Below are 20,057 nucleotides of genomic sequence, written 5' to 3'. Positions count from 1 at the left end.
AGGCGTGACCCGGGGCACCAGTCGGGGGGGGGGCTCAGGCGGCGGACCGGGCGCCGGTCCTGCGCAGAGCCATCCGGGCCGGCAGCACGCTGGAGAGCAGCGCGAGGAGCAGGCACAGTCCGATCGTCAGCAGCATCGTCGACCAGGGCAGGTTGAGGTCGACCTGGGTGCCGAGCTGCGAGGAGAGTCCCGACCGGATGCCGAGCAGGGCGACCAGCGCGATGCCGAGGCCGAGCGCGGTGCCGATGCCGACGGAGAGCGCCGACTCCGCCGCGACGATGCGCAGCACCTGTCGTCGGGTCGCCCCCGACAGCCGCAGCACCGCGAAGTCCCCGGCGCGGTCGGCGGTGGCCATCATCAGCGTGTTGGCGATCGCCAGGCACGTGTAGCCGAGTGACATGCCGATCAGGATGACCAGGAAGATCTGGACGAGCCGGTCGTCCTCGGCGTCCGTCCGTGTCGCGTACTCGGAGGTGCTCATGGTCTCCGCGCCGAGCGACGCGGTCACCGCGGGCCGTTCGGAGCCGGTCGCGTACACGACCTGGGTGAGCGCGGAGGGGGAGTGCGCGCGCACGGTGGCACGGGTGAGCAGCACGCTCGCTGTCGAGGAGTCGTCCGTGATCTCCGCGACCACCTCGACCTTCTCGGTCCTGCCGTCCTCGAACGTGACGGGTACGGTGCGCCCCGAGGTCCAGCCGAGCCAGGCCGCGGTCGAGGACCGTACGATCATCGTGTTCTCGCCCTTGAGTCCGTCGAGCGAGCCGGACTTGACGGTCATCTTCTTCCGCGCCTGCTCGAAGGCGCCTTCGCTCACACCCATCGCGCCGATGTGGTCGGTGCCTCCCACGTAGAGCTCGGTGGGGAGCAGCGACGCACCACCCGGCACCTTGGCGAGCGCGGCGTCCGAGAGGCCGGGGGTGCCCTTCGGGGTGACCACGGATGTCGCGTTCTGCCGGACGGTCTCCTCCAGGGCATAACCGCTGGCCTTGATCTGGAACATGCCGGCGATCAGGACGGCGAAGCCGACGGTGACGAGCACCGGTGCCGCCGTCGACGCGGTCCGCCGCACCGCCGTGAGGGAGCTCTCCCTGGCGACCATGCTGGTGGCTCCGCGCAGCCGGCCCAGCGGCCACCAGACGGCCTTGACCACCAGCGGGATGACCGCGGGGGCGAACAGTGTCAGGCCCACGATCAGGGCCATCGCCGCGTACAGGGCGTTGTTGATCATCTCGTCCGAGGAGCTGCCGGCCGCGACGAAGACCAGGAGCAGGCCCAGAGCGGTGAAGGCGATCGCGCCGATCCACCGCCCGCGAGTCATCGGCCGCGTCTCCAGGGCGGCTTCGCGCAGCGCCTCCAGCGGGGCGATGCGGGCCGCGCGCCGGGACGCCGACCAGACTCCGAGCAGGGCGACCAGCAGCCCGAGGGCGAAGGAGCCGAGCAGGGGGAGCGCCGACATGCGTACGGTGAACCCGGCGGGCTCCAGGCCGCCGTCGACCAGCAGGCCGCCGAGGACCGGGGCGAGCAGGGAGCCCAGGACCAGTCCGGTGGCCGCCGCCACCACGCCGACCGCGATGGCCTCGCCGTACATCATCCGGCGGATCTGGCGCGGAGTGGCCCCGATGGTGCGCAGCAGACCGAACTCCCGGCGGCGCTGCACGATGCTGAAGGCGAAGGTCGAGGCGACCACGAAGATGGAGACGAACGCGGTCAGGCCGGCCATGGCGATCAGGATCTGTGTGCCGATCCAGCGGGTCTTCGCCGCGCTCTTGGCCTCCAGGTCCTTCAGGGCACCGCCGGAGACCACGTCGGCCTCCTTGCCCACGGCCTTCTCGGCCGCGCTCGCCACCGCCGCGGCGTCCGCGCCCTTCTCGGTCACCAGGCCGATGACCCGCACGCCGCCGGAGAGGGGCTTGGCCGCGGCGTCCGTGAGGTAGAACGCGGAGGACTCGACGGTGCCCGACACCTTGTACGGGGCAGGCCCCTTGGCGGTGAGCATCGTCACCGAGGCGCCGGGGGCCAGGCCCAGCGACTCGTCCACGACGACCTCGTCGTGCGTGCGGGGCGCATGTCCCGCGGTGAGCTTGTCCGGCGCCAGGGCCGCGCTGGACCAGGGGTGGCCGCGCAGTTCCGGGCCCGGGTCGTCCACCGGCTTCCCGCCGATCACGGCCTGGGCGTAGAAGGACCGGTCGGGCACCGCGGCGGCGACGCCGGGCACCGACTCCAGGTCGGTGACCAGTTCGTCGGTGCGCTCGGGCGACCACGGCAGGTTCTCGGTGAAGTTGCCGTCCGACTGGTCGGCCCCGGGGCTCTGCACCAGTACCTCGGTGCCCGCGTACCGCTTGGGCGCCTCGGGCTGTGCGGAGACGAGCACCAGAGCGGTCATGCACAGGATGGTCACGCCGAGGCACAGGGCGGTGAACGTCCCGATGAAGGACACCCAGCGCTGGCGGACGGTGGCGAGGCTCAGCATGCGACGGCCTCCAGAGCGGCCATGCGGGCGGCGATCGTGTCGACGGTGCTGCGGCCGCGCAGCTCGTCCACGATCCGTCCGTCGGCGAGCAGCAGGACCCGGTCCGCGTAGGCGGCGGCCGCGGGGTCGTGGGTGACCATGACCACGGTCTGCTGGTGACGGTCGACGACGTTGCGCAGCAGCGCGAGGACGTCGCGGGAGGTCTTGGTGTCCAGTGCGCCGGTCGGCTCGTCCGCGAAGAGCACGGCGGGCCGGGTGATCAGGGCGCGGGCGATGGCCACCCGCTGCTGCTCACCTCCGGAGAGCTCACTGGGACGGTGCGGACCGCGGTGGCCGAGGCCCACTTCGGAGAGGGCCGCGACCAGATCCCCCCGCTCCGGCTTGCGCCCCGCGAGACGCAGCGGCAGCGCCACGTTCTGCTCGGCGGTGAGCGCCGACACGAGGTTGAAGGCCTGGAAGACGAACCCGACACGGTCACGCCGCAGCAGGGTGAGCGCGGTCTCGTCGAGGTCACTGAGATCAGTGTCGTCGATGATCACTTTGCCGTCGGTGACGCGGTCGAGGCCGGCCGCACAGTGCAGCAGAGTGGACTTGCCCGAGCCGGAGGGGCCCATCACCGCGGTGAAGGTGCCCCGGGCGAAGGTGGTGGTGACGTTGTCCAGCGCGGTGACGGTCTGCGTCCCCGAGCCGTACTGCTTGGTCACGGACCACAGTTGGACGGTGTCAGTCGAATTCGTCATGGTCATAGCCAACCTCTCGCCGAGGGTCCGCCGCAGGGGCGTTGACTGGAGACCTGGGGTAGACCTGGCTGTAATTCCGGGCTCACTTCTGGGCCCGGTGCCGGAAGGCGATGATCCCCACGGCCGTGAACAGCAGGGAGTAGCCGGTCAGGGCCAGGACACACAGCCACGGGTCCACGTGGGGGATGGACGGCACCAGGGCGGCGCGCATGCCCTCGGAGACGTACGTCAGGGGGTTGAGCGCACTGATCACCTGGAACCAGCCGATCTTGTCCAGGGAGACCAGCGGATACTGCGTGGCGCCCGTGAACATGAGAGGTGCCATGATCACCGCGAACATGATGCTGATCCGGTGCGGCGGGACCAGCGTGCCCACGGTGATGCCGATGGCGGCACCGGCCCAGGAGCCCAGCGCGAGCACGACGAGGAGCAGGGGAACTCCGGACGCACGCCAGGGCGCGCCGCCCAGGACCAGCGCCCCCATCGGGAAGACGCAGGCCGAGGCGATCATCCCCCGCACCATGGACATGAGCAGTTTCTCGACCGCCACCATGTACACCGGCAGGGGAGCCAGGAGCCGGTCCTCCATCTCCTTGGTGACGCCGAACTCCATCACCAGGGGATACGCGACGCTCTGAAGCGCGGTCAGGAAGGCGGCAAGCGCCGCGATGCCGGGCAGCAGCAGGTCCCCGAACTCCGGCCGCACGTAGTTCAGCTCGCCGAGGACCTTGGCGAAGATGAACAGCATGAACAGCGGCGTGAGCGCGATCTGGACCAGCAGGAGACCGAACTCCTTGCCCGTGACGAAGGTGTCGCGCCAGACAATGGCGAAGAACACGCGGGCAACGGACGGCCGACGGGGCCTGGACACCTCCAGGCCCCGCCGGCCGGCGTTCTCGGGTGGTGCCGTACGTTGCGCGGTGGTCATCGCAGTCCTCTTCCCGTGAGCTCGATGAAAACGTCTTCCAGGCTGGGTTCGCCCAGCCGGACGTCGGCCAGCACGGCGGAGCGGGCCTCAAGGACGGCGACGACCGGGGCCAGCAGGGCAGCGGGCTCCTTGGCCAGGTACAGCCGTATGAGCACGCTGTCGGGCCGGTCCCGGGTGCCGTCCGCCATCCGCTCCCCGCGCTCGACGTCGTCCAGGGCGGCCAGCGCCGTGAGCAGTGCGTCGGCGGTGTCCGCGGGGCCCGGCGTCGTCGCGATCTCCAGTACGGAGTGCCCGGGGACGCCGCGGGTGAGCACTTCCGGGGTGTCGAGCGCGAGCAGCCGCCCGTGGTCGACGATGCCCACCCGGTCGGACAGGTCGGCCGCCTCTTTCATGTCGTGTGTGGTCAGCACCACCGTCACGCCCTGTTCGCGCAGCGCGCGGACCCGTTCCCAGACGAACAGACGCGCCTGCGGGTCGAGGCCGGTGGTCGGCTCGTCGAGGAACAGGACCCGCGGCTCGTGCATCAACGCCCGCGCGATCATGAGGCGTTGGGCCATGCCGCCCGAGTACCAGTCGACCTTGATGTCGGCCTGCTCCGTCAGCCCGAACTCGTCGAGCAGCTCGGCGGCGCGTGCCCGTCGTCTCGCCCGCGAGAAGCCGTGATAGGCGGCGTGGAAGTGCAGGTTCTGACGGGGCGTCAGATCGCGGTCCAGATTGCTGCCCTGGGGCACCACGGCCAGCTGCGCCCGGGCCGTCACCGGGTCGCGGCGCACATCCACGCCGGCCACCCGCACCGTGCCGCTGGTGGCCCGGACCCGGGTGGTGAGCACCCCCACGGTGGTGGTCTTGCCCGCTCCGTTCGGCCCCAGGAGCCCGAACACCTCGCCGGCGGGGACGGTGAACGACAGTCCGTCCACGGCCTTGACGTCCCGGCGGGCGTAGCGTTTGACCAGCTCATGGACCTCGACGGCTGTGTTCACCGGACGTCCCCTTCGTATCGGTCGGCGGTGGACCACGACCGGTACTGTCGCAGTCCGTAGAGCAGCGGGCGGGTGGTGGCGCCCTTGTGCGTCTTGATGTGGAACACCTCGCCGAAGACCACCGTGTGGTCGCCGACGGAGAGGGTCTGGACGACCCGGCAGTCCGCGACGGCATGGGCGTGGTCGAGCAGATGCGGGCCGCCGAGACCGGCGCCGCCCCGCCAGGCGACCTGGTCGAACCGGTCCGGCGCGCCCGAGGAGAACAGTTCCGCGGCCGGCCGGCCCTGATGGTGCAGCAGGTTCACCGCGAAGGCGGAGCCCTTCAGCGCCGCGGCCAGCGTCGGGCTGCCGCGGCGCAGGCTGACGAGCAGGGTGGGCGGGTCGGTGGTGACGCTGGTGACCGAGGAGCAGGTCATGCCCCAGGGGCGGCCGTCGGGACCGACAGTGGTCACCACGGCGACGCCCGTCGGGAAAGTGGACATCAGAGCACGGAAGTCGGTGGCCGCGGGGCGCACCGCCCCGGAGGTCTGAGGGGAGTCGAGCAGAGGTTCTGTCATGGCCGGGAAAGCTCCTTGTTCCTCTTACCGCCCGGGGCCGTCGGACCGCCGCCGGGTGCGGACCGGGCGGCCCGCGCGGCCCCGGCCTCCACGAGGATGTAGACGGGCGCGGTCATCGCGGTGGTCACGAGCGTCATCACCACCAGGGCCAGGAAGAGGTCGGCGGTGAGGATTCCCGCGCTGAAACCCGCCTGGAGGACGACGAGTTCGGTCAGCCCGCGGGTGTTGAGCAGTACGCCCAGGCGCAGGCCGTCCCAGTGCGACTCCCCGCCGAGCCGGGCCCCCGCGTACGTGCCGACGACCTTGCCGGCGATCGCCAGCGAGACGGCCATGGCGATCGCGGCCCAGGGCATCCCGTCGAACTCCCGCGTGAAGACCGTCAGCCCCGTCGTCACGAAGAAGACCGGCACCAGCACGCGGCCGGTGTCCGAGACGGTGCGCACGGCACGCGACCACGGTCCGTCGGGCCCCTGGACCGGAACGGCGGCGCCGACCAGCAGCGCACCGAGGATGTCGGGCAGGCCCCAGTGGCGCAGGGCGGCGGCCGACCCGGCCGCCAGTACGGCGATGGTGACGAGTGCTGCGCGCGGCCGGGCCACCGCGAACCGGGTGGCGGGAGCGCCGCGCAGTGCCGCGCGCAGCGCCACGTACACGGCGGCCGAGACGGTGGCCACCAGGACCAGCTGGGTGACGTCCTTCGACCCCTTCGAGGCCAGGCCGACGGCGACGGCGAGCAGCACCCACGCGACCGCGTCGATCACCACCGCCGAGGTCATGGCCAGCCGCCCCACGACGCTCTCCATCGCCCCGCGTGCCACCAGGATGCGCGCGAGGACGGGGACGGCGGTGACCGAGAGCCCCACCGCGAGCAGCAGGTACAGCGCCGGTGCGGGAGCGTCGCCGCGCAGCGCCGGCTCGTCGCCGGCCAGCACCCACAGGGCGAGCAGAGCGCCGCAGAGCAGGGGCACGACGAGTGCCCCCACGGTGGTGGTGACGACCGAGCGGCCCCTGACCGAGACGGACGGGCTCTTGAGTTCGTACCCGACCCCGACCAGGAACAGCGCGAGTCCGGCGTGCCCGATGTGGTCCAGGGCGGTGTGGACGCCGGACGGCACCACCAGATCCAGCGCGTCCGCGCCGCCGAGCCGCAGCACCAGCGGCCCGGCGATCAGGCCGAGGGCGATCTCGGCGACCACGGCGGGCTGCCCGGTCCGCCGCGCGAGCAGGTGCGCGAGCCTCGCACCGGCCAGGATCACGGCCACCGCGAGTGCGACGTGGCCGGTGAGCGGCAGCCAGTGCGGAACGCTCATCGGGCCCGGGCGGCGCGTCGCTCCGGGGCCAGCCCGTGCAGGTGGGCGAAGTAGTCGTACTGCGAGGGGAGCCGGCCGACGAGCTGCGTCGCCTGGTCGCGCACGAGTTGCAGCTCCCGCACGGCGGCGCTGTCGTCGAAGAAGGCCAGTGTGGGCGGCGCCTGTACCGGAACCCCGCCGAGTCCGAGCAGCATCGCGGTGTACGAGTACGGCTCGAAGCCGTGGTAGTACGGAAAGACCGACTCGGTGTCGGGGAGCTTCGTCTGCCACTGCTCGATGCGCTCGGCGAGCGCGTCGGGCAGCGGCCGGGTCTTCGTGTCCTTCCAGTACTGGTTGTCCTGGCGGGCGGCCGCGTAGTAGTGCAGCACCAGGAACTCCCGCACCCCGTCCATGACGTGGCCGACCTGGCGGTTGTAGGAGTCGCGCATCCGCGTCCAGTCGGCTTCGCCCTTGCCCGGGAAGTGCTTGACCAGCTGCTCGATGGCGTTCTGGATGAAGAAGATGCCGGTGGACTCCAGCGGCTCGACGAAACCGCTGGAAAGGCCCACCGCCACGCAGTTGTTCACCCACGAGCGCTCGCTGCGCCCGATGCGCATCTTGATGTGGTTGGCTTCCAGGTCCGCCGCCTCGGGGCCGACGAACTCGCGCAGGGTGCGCTCGGCCTCGTCCGGGCCGATGTAGTCACTGGCGTAGACGTAGCCGGTGCCGATGCGTCCGAACAGCGGGATCGTCCAGATCCAGCCGGCGTCCTGGGCGGTGGCCGTGGTGCACGGGCGGATGCCGCGCTCGGCCATGTCCACGGGCACCCGCAGCGCCACCGCGCTGTCGTTGGGCAGCGAGTCCTGGTACGACTGGAACGGCTCGTCCAGGGCCTGGTTGAGCAGCATCCCGCGGAAGCCGGTGCAGTCGATGAACAGGTCGCCGTGCAGCTCACCGTGCTCCTTGGTCACCACGTGGCTGATCCAGCCGCGCTCGTCGAGAGCGACGTCGAGGACGTCGTCGAGGACGTGCCGCACACCGCGGTCGGTGCCGTACTTGGTGAGGTACTTGGCGAGCAGCGTCGCGTCGAAGTGGTACGCGTACGGGAACTGCGTGTTCTGCTCGGTGAGCGTCGTGCGGAACGTGCGGTCGCCGCCCTCCTCCGCGAAGTCCTGCTCGAACAGGGTGCCGTCGAGGTAGCGGGGCGAGCTCTTGGCGTCGCAGAGCGAGGCGATGAGGAAGCAGTCGTTGTCGAAGCGCTCGCCGGGCTTGGTGTGCAGCCACCAGTCGGTGATGGGGAATCCGTCCACCACGCGCAGCCGCTCGAAGGGGTGGTAGAAGTGCTCCCCCTTGGCGCGCCAGTTCTCGAAGCGGATCGCCAGCTTGTACGTGGCCTGGCACTCCGGCATCCACTCGCGCTCATCGAGACCGAGGTAGTCGAAGAAGTGCCGGACCGTGCTGAACGTGGCCTCACCGACTCCGATCGACGATACATTCTTGGATTCCACAAGAGTGACGTCGATACGGTCACCGAAAGCGGCCCGCAGATACGAAGCAGTCATCCAGCCGGCTGTTCCGCCGCCTACCACAACTACGCTCTTAGTCATCTTCCATCCTCTGTCTCGGCCTGCCGCTGCGAATCGAGAATGTGGTGCCTTTTTGAATTCTGTGGCGGTGTATCCAGGCGACGATTTGTTCCTGCCAGGCGTCGCTGAACTGCGGAAACGTCCGGCTTTGGGAGAACTTTGAGCAGGCTACCAGTGGCTGGTATGCGGGGTCACCATGGTTAAGCGGGCGCCTAAAGACGCAGATCGATTGAGTCTTCACAGAGTAATAAGGAGGCCGCTCCAAACGGTTGCTTGACGTCCCTGATGATGCGGTATAACTTCACCCAGTCGGCGGTCCTTGACGAATGTGAGAAGCCTCCCCGAGCCTCTTTCCGGGAAGTGGCGGCCGACGGTCGTGGTCCTGTTACGGGAATTATCGCAACGGAGGAAACGGCGTATCGTGACCAGCCTGATTGATATACCGAACGCAGTGGAAGCGATACGCCGCCATGTGCGGGAACGGCCCGAGCAGGACGCCGTCATCCAGGTGCGCGACGCCGAGAACGGCGATGCCCGCCACCACTCCTACGCCGAGTTCGACACCGGTGCCCGCCGCATCGCCGCGGAACTCCAGCACCGGTATCCGACCGGGTCCCGCATTCTGCTTCTGTACCCGCCGGTCGAGTTCATAACCGCGTTCGTCGGGTGCCTGTACGCGGGCATGGTGGCCGTCCCCGCTCCGCTGCCGGGGGCCTTCGGCCACGAACGCCGACGCCTGCGCGGCATCGCGCTGGACGCCGAGGTGACGGCCGTCCTCACGGACTCCGCGAACCGGCCGGCCGTCGCCGACTGGCTGAGCGGTGAGCAACTGCCCCCGCTGGACCTGCTGGCCACCGACGCGGGGGAGTGGGCCGACCCCGACAGTTGGCGCGAGCCGGACCTCGGGCACGACACGCTCGCCCTGCTCCAGTACACATCGGGTTCGACCGGCGACCCCAAGGGCGTCATGGTCAGCCACGGCAACCTGCTCGCCAACGCCTCCGCCCTGTACCGCGCGCTGGACATCGGCGAGGACACCCGCTTCGGCGGCTGGGCCCCGCACTACCACGACATGGGCCTGATGGCGCAGACCCTGCCCGCGCTCTTCCTGGGCAGCACGTGCGCGCTCCTGAACCCCGTCACCTTCATCAAGCGTCCCTACCAGTGGCTGCGCATGATCGACCGCTATGACATCGGCTGGTCGGCAGCGCCCAACTTCGCGTACGAACTGTGCTGCCGCCGGGTGACCGACGAGCAGATCGCCCGCCTCGACCTGTCCCGGTGGACCTACGCGGTCAACGGGTCCGAGCCGGTGCACGCGGCCACCGTGGCCCGGTTCGTGAAGCGCTTCTCCTCGGCAGGCCTCAGCCCCGAGGCGCCGTCGCCCTGCTACGGACTCGCCGAGGCCACCGTCTTCGTCTCGGGAGCGGCCCACCGGGCGCCCGTCGTCGCCCGTGTCGACACCGAACTGCTCGCCCGCCACGTCTTTCGCGAGGTGCCCTTCCCCGCACCCGGCCGGGAGTTGCTCGGCAACGGCCGCGCCCCCGACTTCGACATCCGGGTCGTCGACCCCCGGACCCACGAGGTGCTGCCGGCCGGGCGGGTGGGCGAGGTCTGGCTGCGCGGCGCCAGCGTGGCCCGCGGCTACTGGCGCAACGAGGCCGCCACCCGGCAGACCTTCGGGGCGGTCACCGGTGAGGGCGGGAGCGGCTACCTGCGCACCGGGGACCTCGGCGTCGTCCAGGACGGCGAGGTCTTCGTGACGGGCCGCCTCAAGGAGACCCTGATCCTGCGCGGCCGCAACCTCTACCCGCAGGACATCGAGCACGAACTGCGCGCCCGGCACGAGGGGCTGGGCGCCGTCGGCGCGGTGTTCACCGCTCCGCTGCCGGCCGGGACGGACGGCGACGAGGAGACCGAGGAGGCCCTCGTGGTCACCCACGAAGTGAGCGGCAGCCCGGACACCGTGACGCTGAGCGCCCTGGCCGCCGGTATCCGCAGGACCGTCGTGGAGGAGTTCGGTGTAGGCGTCGGCAAGGTGCTGCTGCTCCGCCGCGGCCAGGTGCGGCGCACCACGAGCGGAAAGATCCAGCGCGCCGAGATGCGAAGGCTCTGCCTCGCCGGAGAACTGCGGCCGGAGTACACCGGCTGACGCGGGCGGCGACCGCCCCCCCACGCCCCACACATCCGAACGTCCCTGTGTTTCCCAGCCCGTTGGACCGGGCTGCGGAGAGGAGCTGGCCCGAGATGACCGTGCCCGAAGACACCCAGGACACTCGCCTTCCGCGGTCCGCGGACACCCTGCGGGAGTGGGTCGCGGCGCGCGTGGCCGAGCAGGCCCGGCTGCCGCGGGCGGACGTCCTGCCGGACGTGCCACTGGCCGAGTACGGGCTGGACTCGCTGTACGCGATGACCCTCGCCGCCGATCTGGAGGACGAACTCGGCGTGGTGCTCGAACCGACCGTGGCACTGGAGCGCCAGACGATCGGCGAGCTCGTCGACTTCGTGCTGGACGAACTTGAGAAGGAGCGGGCCGAAGGTGTTTGAGGTGCGTCAGGCGGGCCGACCCGCGACCGCAGCCCAGCTCGGCGTCTGGGTGGCCCAGCAACTACAGCCCGGCCGACCGCTCTACAACTGCGGCGTGTGCTTCGACATCGAGGGCGCCGTCGACGAGAGCGCCCTGCGCGACGCGGTGCGCCGTACGGCCCTGGAGGCCGAGACGGTACGTATGCGCTTCACCGAGGACGCCGACGGGCTGTGGCAGACCCCCACCGGCGACGAACTGCCCTTCCACAGCGTCGATCTACGAGGTGAGGACGGTCCCCGGGAGGCGGCCGAGCGCTGGATGCGCGCCGACCTGGCCACGCCCGCCGACCCGTCCCGCGACCCCCTGGCCGCCCACGCCCTGCTCCGTACGGCCGACGGGCGGTACACCTTCTACCTCCGCTATCACCACATCGTGATGGACGGCTGGGCGCAGACCCTGTACTGCCGGCGTATCGCGGAGATCTACACGGCGCTCACCGAGGACCGGGAACCCGCGCCGGGGCCGTTCGGCGCCCTGGACGACCTGCTGGAGGCCGAAGTCGCGTACCGGTCCTCCGCCGCGTACGAGCGCGACCGGGCCCACCACCTGGCGGAGCTGGCCGGCCAGCTGGAGCCGACCAGCCCGGCCGGCCGCTCGGCACCGGCGGCGCCCAGTGCCCTGCACAGCACCGTCTGGCTCGACGAGGGGCGCGTCCGGGCCGTACGGGACGCCGCGCGCGGCGCCCGCACCCGGTGGCCGGTCGTCGTCATCGCCGCCATGGCCGCCTACCTGCACCGGCTGACCTCGCAGGACGACATCCTCCTCGGGCTGCCCGTCGCCGCCCGCACGGGCCGCGCCGCCCTCACCACCCCGGCGATGCTCTCCAACGAGGTGACGCTGCGCGTCCCCGTCCGGCCGAAGACCTCCTTCGCCCGGCTGCTCGACGAGGTCGCGCCCCGGGTCCTCGCGGCCGCCGCACACCAGAAGTACCGGGGCGAGGAGCTCCACGGCGAGCTGGGCCGCTCCGGTTCGGCCGGGCTCGGCGGCCCCGTCGTCAACACCGTCACCTTCGACCAGTCGGTGCGCTTCGGCAGCCGTCGAGCGGTCGCCCGCCAGCTGTCCACCGGCCGTGTCAAGGACCTGTCGGTGCATGTGTACGCGACGTCCGACACCGCCAGTGGCATCCGCGTCGACTTCGACGCGAACCCCGAGCTGTACACGGACGCGGAGCTGCGCGCGCACCGCGACCGGTTCCTCGGCTTCCTCGACCGGCTGCTCGCGGACGCCGACCGGCCGCTGGAGCGCGTGGAACTCCTCCAGCCCGAGGAACACCGGCGTGTGGTGAGCGACTGGAACGGTGCGACGGCCGAGGTCGCCACCGACCCGCTGCCCCGCCTCTTCGCCGAGCAGGCGCGGCTCACCCCCGACGAGCCCGCGGTCGAATGCGGCGACACCGTCCTGTCGTACGCCGAACTCGACGCGCGGTCGGACCGGCTGGCCCGCTCCCTCGTCGCCCGCGGCGCCCGCCCCGAAGCCCTCGTCGCCCTCGCCCTGACCCGGAGCGCCGACCTCGTGGTGGCGCTGCTCGCGGTGCTGAAGTCCGGTGCCGCCTACGTGCCGCTGGACCCCGAGCATCCAAGGGACCGTATCGCCGCCGTACTCGAAGAGGCCCGGCCCGTCCTGCTGCTCACCGACCCCGGCACCGCCCCCCGGCTGCCGCGGACCGGGCCTCCCACCGAACACATCCTGCTCGACGAACTCACGGCCGACGCCCCCTCGCGGGACCCGCGCGAGGGGACACCCGACGCGCCCGGCCGCGCGGAGCCCCTGCCGCACCACCCGGCGTACGTGATCTACACCTCCGGCTCGACGGGCAGGCCCAAGGGCGTGGTGGTCGAACACCGGGCGCTCACGGACTACGTCCTGCGGGCTCGCGAGGAGTACCCCGCCGCCGCCGGCACCTCGCTCCTGCACTCCCCCGTCACCTTCGACCTCACGGTGACCGCGCTCTACACGCCGCTGATCAGCGGCGGCTGCGTACGCATCGCGGAGCTGACCGAGGACGCCCTGCTAGGCACGGCCCAGCCCTCCTTCATGAAGGTGACGCCGAGCCACTTGGAGATGCTGCTCGCGCTGCCGGACGAGGCCTCGCCCGACAGCTGCCTCATCCTCGGCGGCGAGGCGCTCTTCGGCCCCGCACTCGACCGCTGGCGGGCCCGTCACCCGGACGCCGTGGTCTACAACGCCTACGGCCCCACCGAGGCGACCGTCAACTGCCTCGACCACCGCATCGCACCGGGCGCCCCCACGCCGGACGGCGCCGTGCCCATCGGCCGCCCCTTCAGGAACACCCGGGTGTTCGTCCTCGACGGCACGCTGCGGCCCGTCCCCGTAGGGGTCCCGGGCGAGCTCTACGTCGCGGGCGCGGGCCTGGCCCGCGGCTACCTGAACCGGCCGGGACTCACGGCCGAGCGCTTCGTGGCGAATCCGTTCGGGTCCGCCGGGGAGCGGATGTACCGCACGGGTGACGTGGTGCGGTGGACGCCCGAAGGCGTCCTGGAGTTCGTGGGCCGGGCCGACGACCAGGTGAAGGTGCGGGGGTTCCGCATCGAGCTGGGAGAGATCGAGTCCGTGCTGGCGGCGCACGAAGCGGTCGAGCGGTGTGCCGTCGTGGTCCGCGAGGACCAGCCAGGGGACCGCCGCCTGGTCGCCTATGTCGTGGGCGGCCAGGACCCGTCGGTGCCCCCCGCGCTGAAGGCGCACGCGGCCGCGGCGCTGCCGGAGTACATGGTCCCCTCGGCGTTCGTCATCCTTGAGGCGCTGCCGCTGACACCGAACGGCAAGCTGGACCGCAAGGCCCTGCCCACACCCCGCTACGAGTCCGCGGCCGAGTCCCGCGCGCCCCGCGATCCGCGGGAGGAGACGCTCGCCGAACTGTTCGCGCAGGTCCTCGGCGTGGAACGGGTCGGCATCGACGACGACTTCTTCGAACTGGGCGGCCACTCCCTGCTCGCCACCCGCCTGGTCAGCCGCATCCGCACGGCGCTGGCCGCCGAGCTGACCATCCGTGAACTGTTCGACGCCCCCACCGTCGCCCAGCTGGCCGGCACCCTCGGCCAGGCGGACCGCGACACCGCGGACCCGCGCACCCCGCAGCGGGTCGACCCCCGGCCCGAGCGGCTCCCGGCCTCCTTCGCGCAGCACCGCTGGTGGTTCCTCGACCGCCTCGACGGAGCCAGCGCCACGTACAACATCCCCGCCGCCCTGCGCCTGACCGGCCCGCTCGACGTGGCCGCGCTGCAAGCCGCCGTGGCCGACGTCGTGGCCCGGCACGAACCGCTGCGCACCCTCTTCGCGGAGGACGCGGACGGGCTGCGCCAGATCGTGCGCGCCCCCGAAGCGGCACCGGTGGTCCTCGACGTCGTCGCCACCGACACCGAGCACCTCGACGAGGAGCTGGCCGCGGCCGTCCGCTACCGCTACGACCTGACGGCCGACACCCCGCTGCGCACCCGCCTGTTCACCTTCGCCGAAGACCCCCGCCAGCACGTCCTGCTGCTGCTCCTGCACCACGTGGCGGGCGACGGATGGTCCATGGACCGGCTCGTGCGGGACCTCGCGACCGCCTACACCGCGCGGGCCGCCGGCTCCGCCCCCAACTGGGCCGAACTTCCGGTGCAGTACGCGGACTTCACCCTGTGGCAGCACCACGTGATGGGCTCCGAGTCCGACCGCGCCAGCACCGTGTCGAGACAGCTGGCGTACTGGAAGGACGCCCTGGCCGGCATCCCGGACGTCCTGGAGCTCCCCACGGACCGGCCGCGGCCCGCCGTCGCCACCCACCGGGGGCAGCGGCTGGAGTTCAGCGTTCCCGCCGCGCTGCACGCCCGGGTGCGGGCGCTCGCCGAGGGGACGAGGACCAGCGTTTTCATGGTCGTGCAGGCCGCCCTCGGGGCGCTGCTCACCCGCCTCGGCGCGGGCACCGACATCCCCGTCGGCAGCCCCATAGCGGGTCGCGTCGACGCCTCGCTGGAAGACCTCGTCGGTGTCTTCGTCAACACCATCGTGCTGCGCACGGACACCTCGGGAGCCCCTTCCTTCAGGGAACTGCTCGAACGCGTACGGGCCACCGACGTCGCGGCATACGCCCACCAGGACGTGCCGTTCGAGTCCCTGGTGGACGCCCTCAAGCCGGACCGGTCGCTCTCCCGCCACCCGCTCTTCCAGGTGATGCTCAGCTACCAGAACACGTTCCGCCAGGACGGCATGGACGCGCTGGGCCGCATCCCCGGCATCGAGGCCGAACTCCTCGACTCCGACACCGGGGGCGCCGAGTTCGACCTCTCGATCGACCTCGGCGAGCGGTTCGCACCGGACGGCACCGCGGCGGGCATGGACGGCGGCATCCGCTACAGCAGCGACCTCTACGACCCGGACACGGCCATGCTCCTGGTCGAACGGCTGCTGCGGATCCTCGAAGCGGCCGTCGCCGACCCGGCCCGTTCCATCCGCGAGCTGGAGATCCTGGACCCGGCGGAGCGGCGGCGCGCGCTCGTCGAGTGGAACGCCACCGACCGCCCCGTGCCGGACGCCACCTGGCCCACGCTTTTCACCGCCCAGGCGCGGCGGACCCCCTCGCACACCGCCGTCGAGTACGCGGGCGAGAGCCTCGACTACGCCGGGCTCGACGCCCGCTCCAACCGGCTCGCCCGCAGGCTGACCGCGCTCGGCGTCGGCCCCGAGGACTTCGTGGCCCTGGCCGTGCCCCGCTCGCTCGACCTGGCCGTGGCCGTGCTCGGCATCCTCAAATCGGGCGCCGCCTACGTGCCCATCGACCCGGAGTACCCCCGTGAGCGCTTCCGGCAGATCATGGCGGAGGCCACCCCGGCCGCCGTGGTGACCGTGTCCGCCGTGCGCGACCGGCTGCCCGCCGAGGCCACGGCCGCCGTGGTCCTCCTGGACGCCGCCGACGGACAGCACTCCGTACACGAGGACGCCGAGGTCACCGACGCCGAGCGCACCAGGCCCCTGCTCCCGGCCCATCCGGCCTACGTCATCCACACCTCCGGGTCGACCGGCCGGCCCAAGGGCGTCGTTGTCTCGCACGCCGGAATCGCCTCCCTCGCGGCGACCCAGATACCGGGGTTCGGCGTCGACGCGGCCAGCCGGGTGCTCCAGTTCGCCTCGGCGAGCTTCGACGCGTCGGTGTCCGAGTTCTGCATGGCGTGGCTCTCCGGGGCCACCCTGGTGATCGCCGCCCCCGAGGAGCGGGCCGCGGGCGAGCCGCTGGAGCGGCTGCTCACCGAGCGGCGCATCACGCACGCGACGATCCCGCCCGCCGCGCTGGGCCTCATGTCGCCCGACGCGGTCCCGGCCGGGCTCACCGTCGTCCTCGCCGGCGAAGCCTCGGCGCCGGACCTGGTCGCCCGCTGGGCGAAGCGCCACAAGGTCTTCAACGCGTACGGCCCCAGCGAGACCACCGTCGACGCCGCGTTCCATCCCTGCGGCCCCGATACGGTCGGCACCGTTCCGATCGGCCGTCCCTCCGCCAACACCCGGGTGTTCGTGCTCGACGAGGCGCTCAGGCCGGTCCCGGCAGGCGTCACGGGCGAGCTGTACGTGAGTGGGGCGGGCCTGGCCCGCGGCTATCTGAACCGTCCGGACCTCACGGCCGAGCGCTTCGTCGCGGGTCCCTTCGGGGGGCCGGGGGAGCGGATGTACCGCACCGGCGACGTGGTGCGCTGGACAGCCGAGGGCGTCCTGGAGTTCGTGGGCAGGACCGACGGCCAGGTCAAGATCCGCGGCTTCCGCATCGAGCTGGGCGAGGTCGAGTCCGTGCTCGCCGGACACGCGGCGGTGGCCCAGTGCGCCGTCGTCGTACGCGAGGACCGGCCCGGTGACCGCCGCCTGGTCGCCTATGTCGTCCCGGCCGGCGCCCCGGCGGGGGCCGCCGCGCTGCGCGCCCACCTCACCGCCGCGCTGCCCGAGTACATGGTGCCCGCCGCCTTCGTGACGCTGGAGGCGCTGCCGGTCAACATCAGCGGGAAGCTGGACCGGGCCGCCCTTCCCGAGCCCGAGCACGAGGGCGAGGCACAGGGCAGGGGAGCGCGCGGTCCGCGCGAGGAGATCCTCTGCGAGCTGTTCGCGGAGGTCCTCGGCCTGGCGAGGGTCGGCATCGACGAGAGTTTCTTCGACCTGGGCGGCCACTCCCTGCTCGGCACCGCGCTCGCGTCCCGGATCCGCTCCGCCTTCGGCGCCGAGATCACCATCCGCCAGCTCTTCAAGACCCCCACCGTGGCCGGGCTCTCCGCGGTCCTCGGCGAGGCGGGCCCGGCGCGGACCGCGGTCACCGCCGCGGAGCGCCCCGAGCGGATCCCGCTGTCGTTCGGGCAGCAGCGCCTGTGGTTCCTGCACCGCCTCGAAGGCCCGAGCAGCACGTACAACATCCCGCTCGCGCTGCGCGTCGCGGGCGAGCTGGACCCCGGGGCCCTGCGCGCGGCCCTCGCCGACACCGCCGACCGGCACGAGGCCCTGCGCACCCGGTTCGCCGAGGACGACCACGGCGCACGGCAGATCCTCGTGGACGGACCGGCCGCACACCCGGAGCTGAGCGTCCTGGCCGTCGGGGAGGACCTGCTCGACGAACGACTGCGGGAGGCCGCCCGCCGCCCCTTCGACCTGTCGGCCGAAGTCCCCTGGCGCGCCACCCTGTTCACCCTTCCCGGCGGACACAGCGTGCTGCTCTTCGTGCTCCACCACATCGCGGGCGACGGCTGGTCCCTGCCCGTACTGGTCCGGGACGTCGCCACGGCGTACGACGCCCGCAAGGCGCAGGCCGCCCCCGCGTGGCCGCCGCTGCCGGTGCAGTACGCCGACTACGCGCTCTGGCAGCGACGCGAACTCGGCTCGGAGGACGATCCGCGGAGCGCGGCCGCGCTCCAGCTCGACCACTGGCGGCAGACACTGGACGGCCTGCCGGAGGAGCTCGATCTGCCCTACGACCGGCCGCGTCCCGCCACGGCCGCCTACCGGGGCGACCGGATCACGTTCGACGTCCCCGCCGATGTCCACGAGCGCGTGGTGAAGATCGCCAGAGAGTGTGGCGCCAGCACCTTCATGGTGGTGCAGGCGGCACTCGCGGTGCTCCTGTCCAGGCTCGGAGCGGGCGACGACATCCCGCTCGGCACCCCGGTCGCGGGGCGTACCGACGAAGCGGTGGAGGACCTGGTCGGCTTCTTCGTCAACTCGGTCGTGCTGCGCACGGACGTGTCCGGCGACCCCGCCTTCGAAGAGCTGGTGGCACGGGTGCGCGAGACCGACCTCGCGGCCTACTCCCACGCCGACCTGCCCTTCGAGCGGCTGGTGGAGGTGCTCAACCCCCGGCGCTCGCAGAGCCGGCACCCGCTGTTCCAGACCATGCTGACCTTCGACACCACCGAGGACCGGGTGGCCGGCGGCAGGGTCGCTGAACTGCTGGGCGCCGACACCGGGTTCCAGGCGGTGAACGCCCCCGTCGCCAAGTTCGACCTGCTTTTCGGGTTCGGCGAGCGCCGGTCCGCCCAGGGCGCGGCCGCCGGGCTGCGCGGCGCGCTCCTGTACAGCACCGACCTCTTCGACCGCGCCACCGCCGAGGCGATGGCCACCCGCCTCGTCCACCTGCTCGGAGCGCTGACCGCCGCCCCGCGGGAGCCCGTCTCGGCCGCGGGACTCCTGGAGCCCGCCGAGCGCCGTCTGCTGGCGGAGTGGAACGACACCGCGCACCCGGTGCCGGACACCACCCTCGTCTCGCTCCTCGCCGAGCAGGCCGCCCGCACGCCGGACGCCGTGGCCGTCGTCCTCGACGACCAGGCGCTGTCGTACGCCGAACTCCACGAGCGGGCGGGCCGGCTGGCGCAGTGGCTGCGCGGCCGGGGCGCGGGACCCGAGACCGTGGTCGCCGTCACCCTGCCCCGTTCGCTCGACCTGGTCATCGCCCTCCTCGGGGTGCTGAAGTCCGGCGCCGCCTATCTGCCCGTCGACCCCGGCTACCCGCCGGAGCGCGTCGCTTTCATGCTCGACGAGGCCGCACCCCTGCTGACCCTCGACCGCCTCCCCGACACCGACGGCCTCGACGTCGCGCGGGAACCCTCGGCGCTGCGTCCGCACCATCCCGCGTACGTCATCTACACCTCGGGTTCCACCGGCCGCCCCAAGGGCGTCGTCGTCCCGCACCGGGGCATCGTCAACCGGCTGCTGTGGATGCAGGACACCTACCGGCTCGGCGCCGACGACCGGGTGCTGCAGAAGACGCCCGCCTCCTTCGACGTGTCGGTCTGGGAGTTCTTCTGGCCGCTGATCACCGGAGCGAGGCTTGTGGTGGCCCGCCCCGAGGGCCACAAGGACCCCGCGTACCTGGCCGGACTGATCCGGCGGGAGAAGATCACCACGGCGCACTTCGTGCCGTCCATGCTGGCGGCGTTCCTGGCCGAGCCCACCACGGCCGGGTGCGACCCGCTGCGCCGGGTGATATGCAGCGGCGAGGAGCTGCCGACGAGCCTGGCCCGCCGCTTCTCCCAACTGCTCGGCGCCGAACTGCACAATCTCTACGGTCCGACCGAGGCCTCGGTCGACGTCACCGCCTGGCCCTGCTCCGTGGCGACCGACCGGCCCGGCACACCCATCGGCCGCCCGGTGTGGAACACCACGGCCTATGTGCTCGACGGTGCGTTGAGGCCGGTGCCCGCGGGTGTGCCGGGTGAGTTGTATGTGGCCGGTGTGCAGTTGGCGCGCGGTTATCTGGGGCGTCCTGGTCTGTCGGCGGAGAGGTTTGTCGCTGATCCGTTCGGTGGGGCGGGGGAGCGGATGTACCGCACGGGCGATGTGGCCCGGTGGACGGCCGACGGGCGGCTGGACTTCCTCGGTCGGGTCGATGATCAGGTGAAGGTGCGGGGTTTCCGTATCGAGCTGGGTGAGGTCGAGTCGGCTGTTGTGGCGCATGGGT

The 20,057-nt window shown here is 72.0% G+C and carries 10 protein-coding genes; 3 read left to right on the top strand and 7 right to left on the bottom strand.

The genetic code is table 11. From position 1 onward, the window contains the following. Positions 1–34 precede the first annotated feature (34 nt). The 7 genes from ACWDZ7_RS31400 to ACWDZ7_RS31370 form a co-directional block, all read right to left on the bottom strand. A complete protein-coding gene (locus ACWDZ7_RS31400) occupies positions 35–2,470 on the bottom strand; it encodes an FtsX-like permease family protein (protein WP_451801688.1) in 2,436 nt (811 codons plus the stop codon). Further along, positions 2,464–3,210 (bottom strand): ABC transporter ATP-binding protein, encoded by a 747-nt coding sequence (locus ACWDZ7_RS31395; protein WP_451801687.1) that lies wholly within the window; start codon positions 3,208–3,210, stop codon positions 2,464–2,466. Before ACWDZ7_RS31395 ends, ACWDZ7_RS31400 begins: the two co-directional genes overlap by 7 nt. A gap of 82 nt (positions 3,211–3,292) precedes the next feature. After that, a complete protein-coding gene (locus tag ACWDZ7_RS31390) occupies positions 3,293–4,048 on the bottom strand; it encodes an ABC transporter permease (RefSeq protein WP_451801685.1) in 756 nt (251 codons plus the stop codon). 86 nt (positions 4,049–4,134) lie between these two features. Continuing rightward, positions 4,135–5,118, bottom strand: a complete 984-nt coding sequence (locus ACWDZ7_RS31385; protein ID WP_451801683.1) for an ABC transporter ATP-binding protein — start codon at positions 5,116–5,118, stop codon at positions 4,135–4,137. Next, complete coding sequence (locus tag ACWDZ7_RS31380; RefSeq protein WP_451801681.1) at positions 5,115–5,675, bottom strand: flavin reductase family protein; 561 nt, start codon at positions 5,673–5,675, stop codon at positions 5,115–5,117. Before ACWDZ7_RS31380 ends, ACWDZ7_RS31385 begins: the two co-directional genes overlap by 4 nt. Next, positions 5,672–6,985, bottom strand: a complete 1,314-nt coding sequence (locus ACWDZ7_RS31375; protein WP_451801679.1) for a cation:proton antiporter — start codon at positions 6,983–6,985, stop codon at positions 5,672–5,674. The genes ACWDZ7_RS31380 and ACWDZ7_RS31375 overlap by 4 nt, the downstream gene beginning before the upstream one ends. Beyond that, positions 6,982–8,571 carry a tryptophan halogenase family protein gene (locus tag ACWDZ7_RS31370; RefSeq protein WP_451801678.1) on the bottom strand — a complete coding sequence of 530 codons (1,590 nt, stop codon included), beginning with the start codon at positions 8,569–8,571 and terminating at the stop codon, positions 6,982–6,984. Before ACWDZ7_RS31370 ends, ACWDZ7_RS31375 begins: the two co-directional genes overlap by 4 nt. A 400-nt stretch (positions 8,572–8,971) precedes the next feature. Here ACWDZ7_RS31370 and ACWDZ7_RS31365 point away from each other — a divergent pair, with 400 nt between their 5' ends. The 3 genes from ACWDZ7_RS31365 to ACWDZ7_RS31355 all read left to right on the top strand — a co-directional run. After that, positions 8,972–10,702, top strand: a complete 1,731-nt coding sequence (locus ACWDZ7_RS31365; RefSeq protein ID WP_451801676.1) for a fatty acyl-AMP ligase — start codon at positions 8,972–8,974, stop codon at positions 10,700–10,702. A 95-nt stretch (positions 10,703–10,797) separates the two neighbouring features. After that, the gene (locus tag ACWDZ7_RS31360) at positions 10,798–11,097 is read left to right on the top strand and encodes an acyl carrier protein (protein ID WP_451801675.1); all 300 of its coding nucleotides are present in this window, start codon (positions 10,798–10,800) and stop codon (positions 11,095–11,097) included. Beyond that, positions 11,090–20,057: amino acid adenylation domain-containing protein (locus ACWDZ7_RS31355; protein ID WP_451801674.1), on the top strand; the 8,968-nt coding region annotated here is incomplete at its 3' end. The genes ACWDZ7_RS31360 and ACWDZ7_RS31355, both read left to right, overlap by 8 nt.

The organism is Streptomyces sp. NPDC003032 (assembly GCF_053591415.1).
The sequence above is the reverse complement of the archived record's forward strand: the minus strand, read 5'-3'. Positions and strand labels throughout refer to the sequence as shown.

Excerpts from the sequence above, each read along its gene's own strand:
- ACWDZ7_RS31395 (WP_451801687.1), bottom strand. The coding sequence starts at position 3,210 with ATGACGAATTCGACTGACACCGTCCAACTGTGGTCCGTGACCAAGCAG.
- ACWDZ7_RS31375 (WP_451801679.1), bottom strand. The coding sequence starts at position 6,985 with ATGAGCGTTCCGCACTGGCTGCCGCTCACCGGCCACGTCGCACTCGCG.
- ACWDZ7_RS31380 (WP_451801681.1), bottom strand. The coding sequence starts at position 5,675 with ATGACAGAACCTCTGCTCGACTCCCCTCAGACCTCCGGGGCGGTGCGC.
- ACWDZ7_RS31360 (WP_451801675.1), top strand. The coding sequence starts at position 10,798 with ATGACCGTGCCCGAAGACACCCAGGACACTCGCCTTCCGCGGTCCGCG.
- ACWDZ7_RS31400 (WP_451801688.1), bottom strand. The coding sequence starts at position 2,470 with ATGCTGAGCCTCGCCACCGTCCGCCAGCGCTGGGTGTCCTTCATCGGG.
- ACWDZ7_RS31370 (WP_451801678.1), bottom strand. The coding sequence starts at position 8,571 with ATGACTAAGAGCGTAGTTGTGGTAGGCGGCGGAACAGCCGGCTGGATG.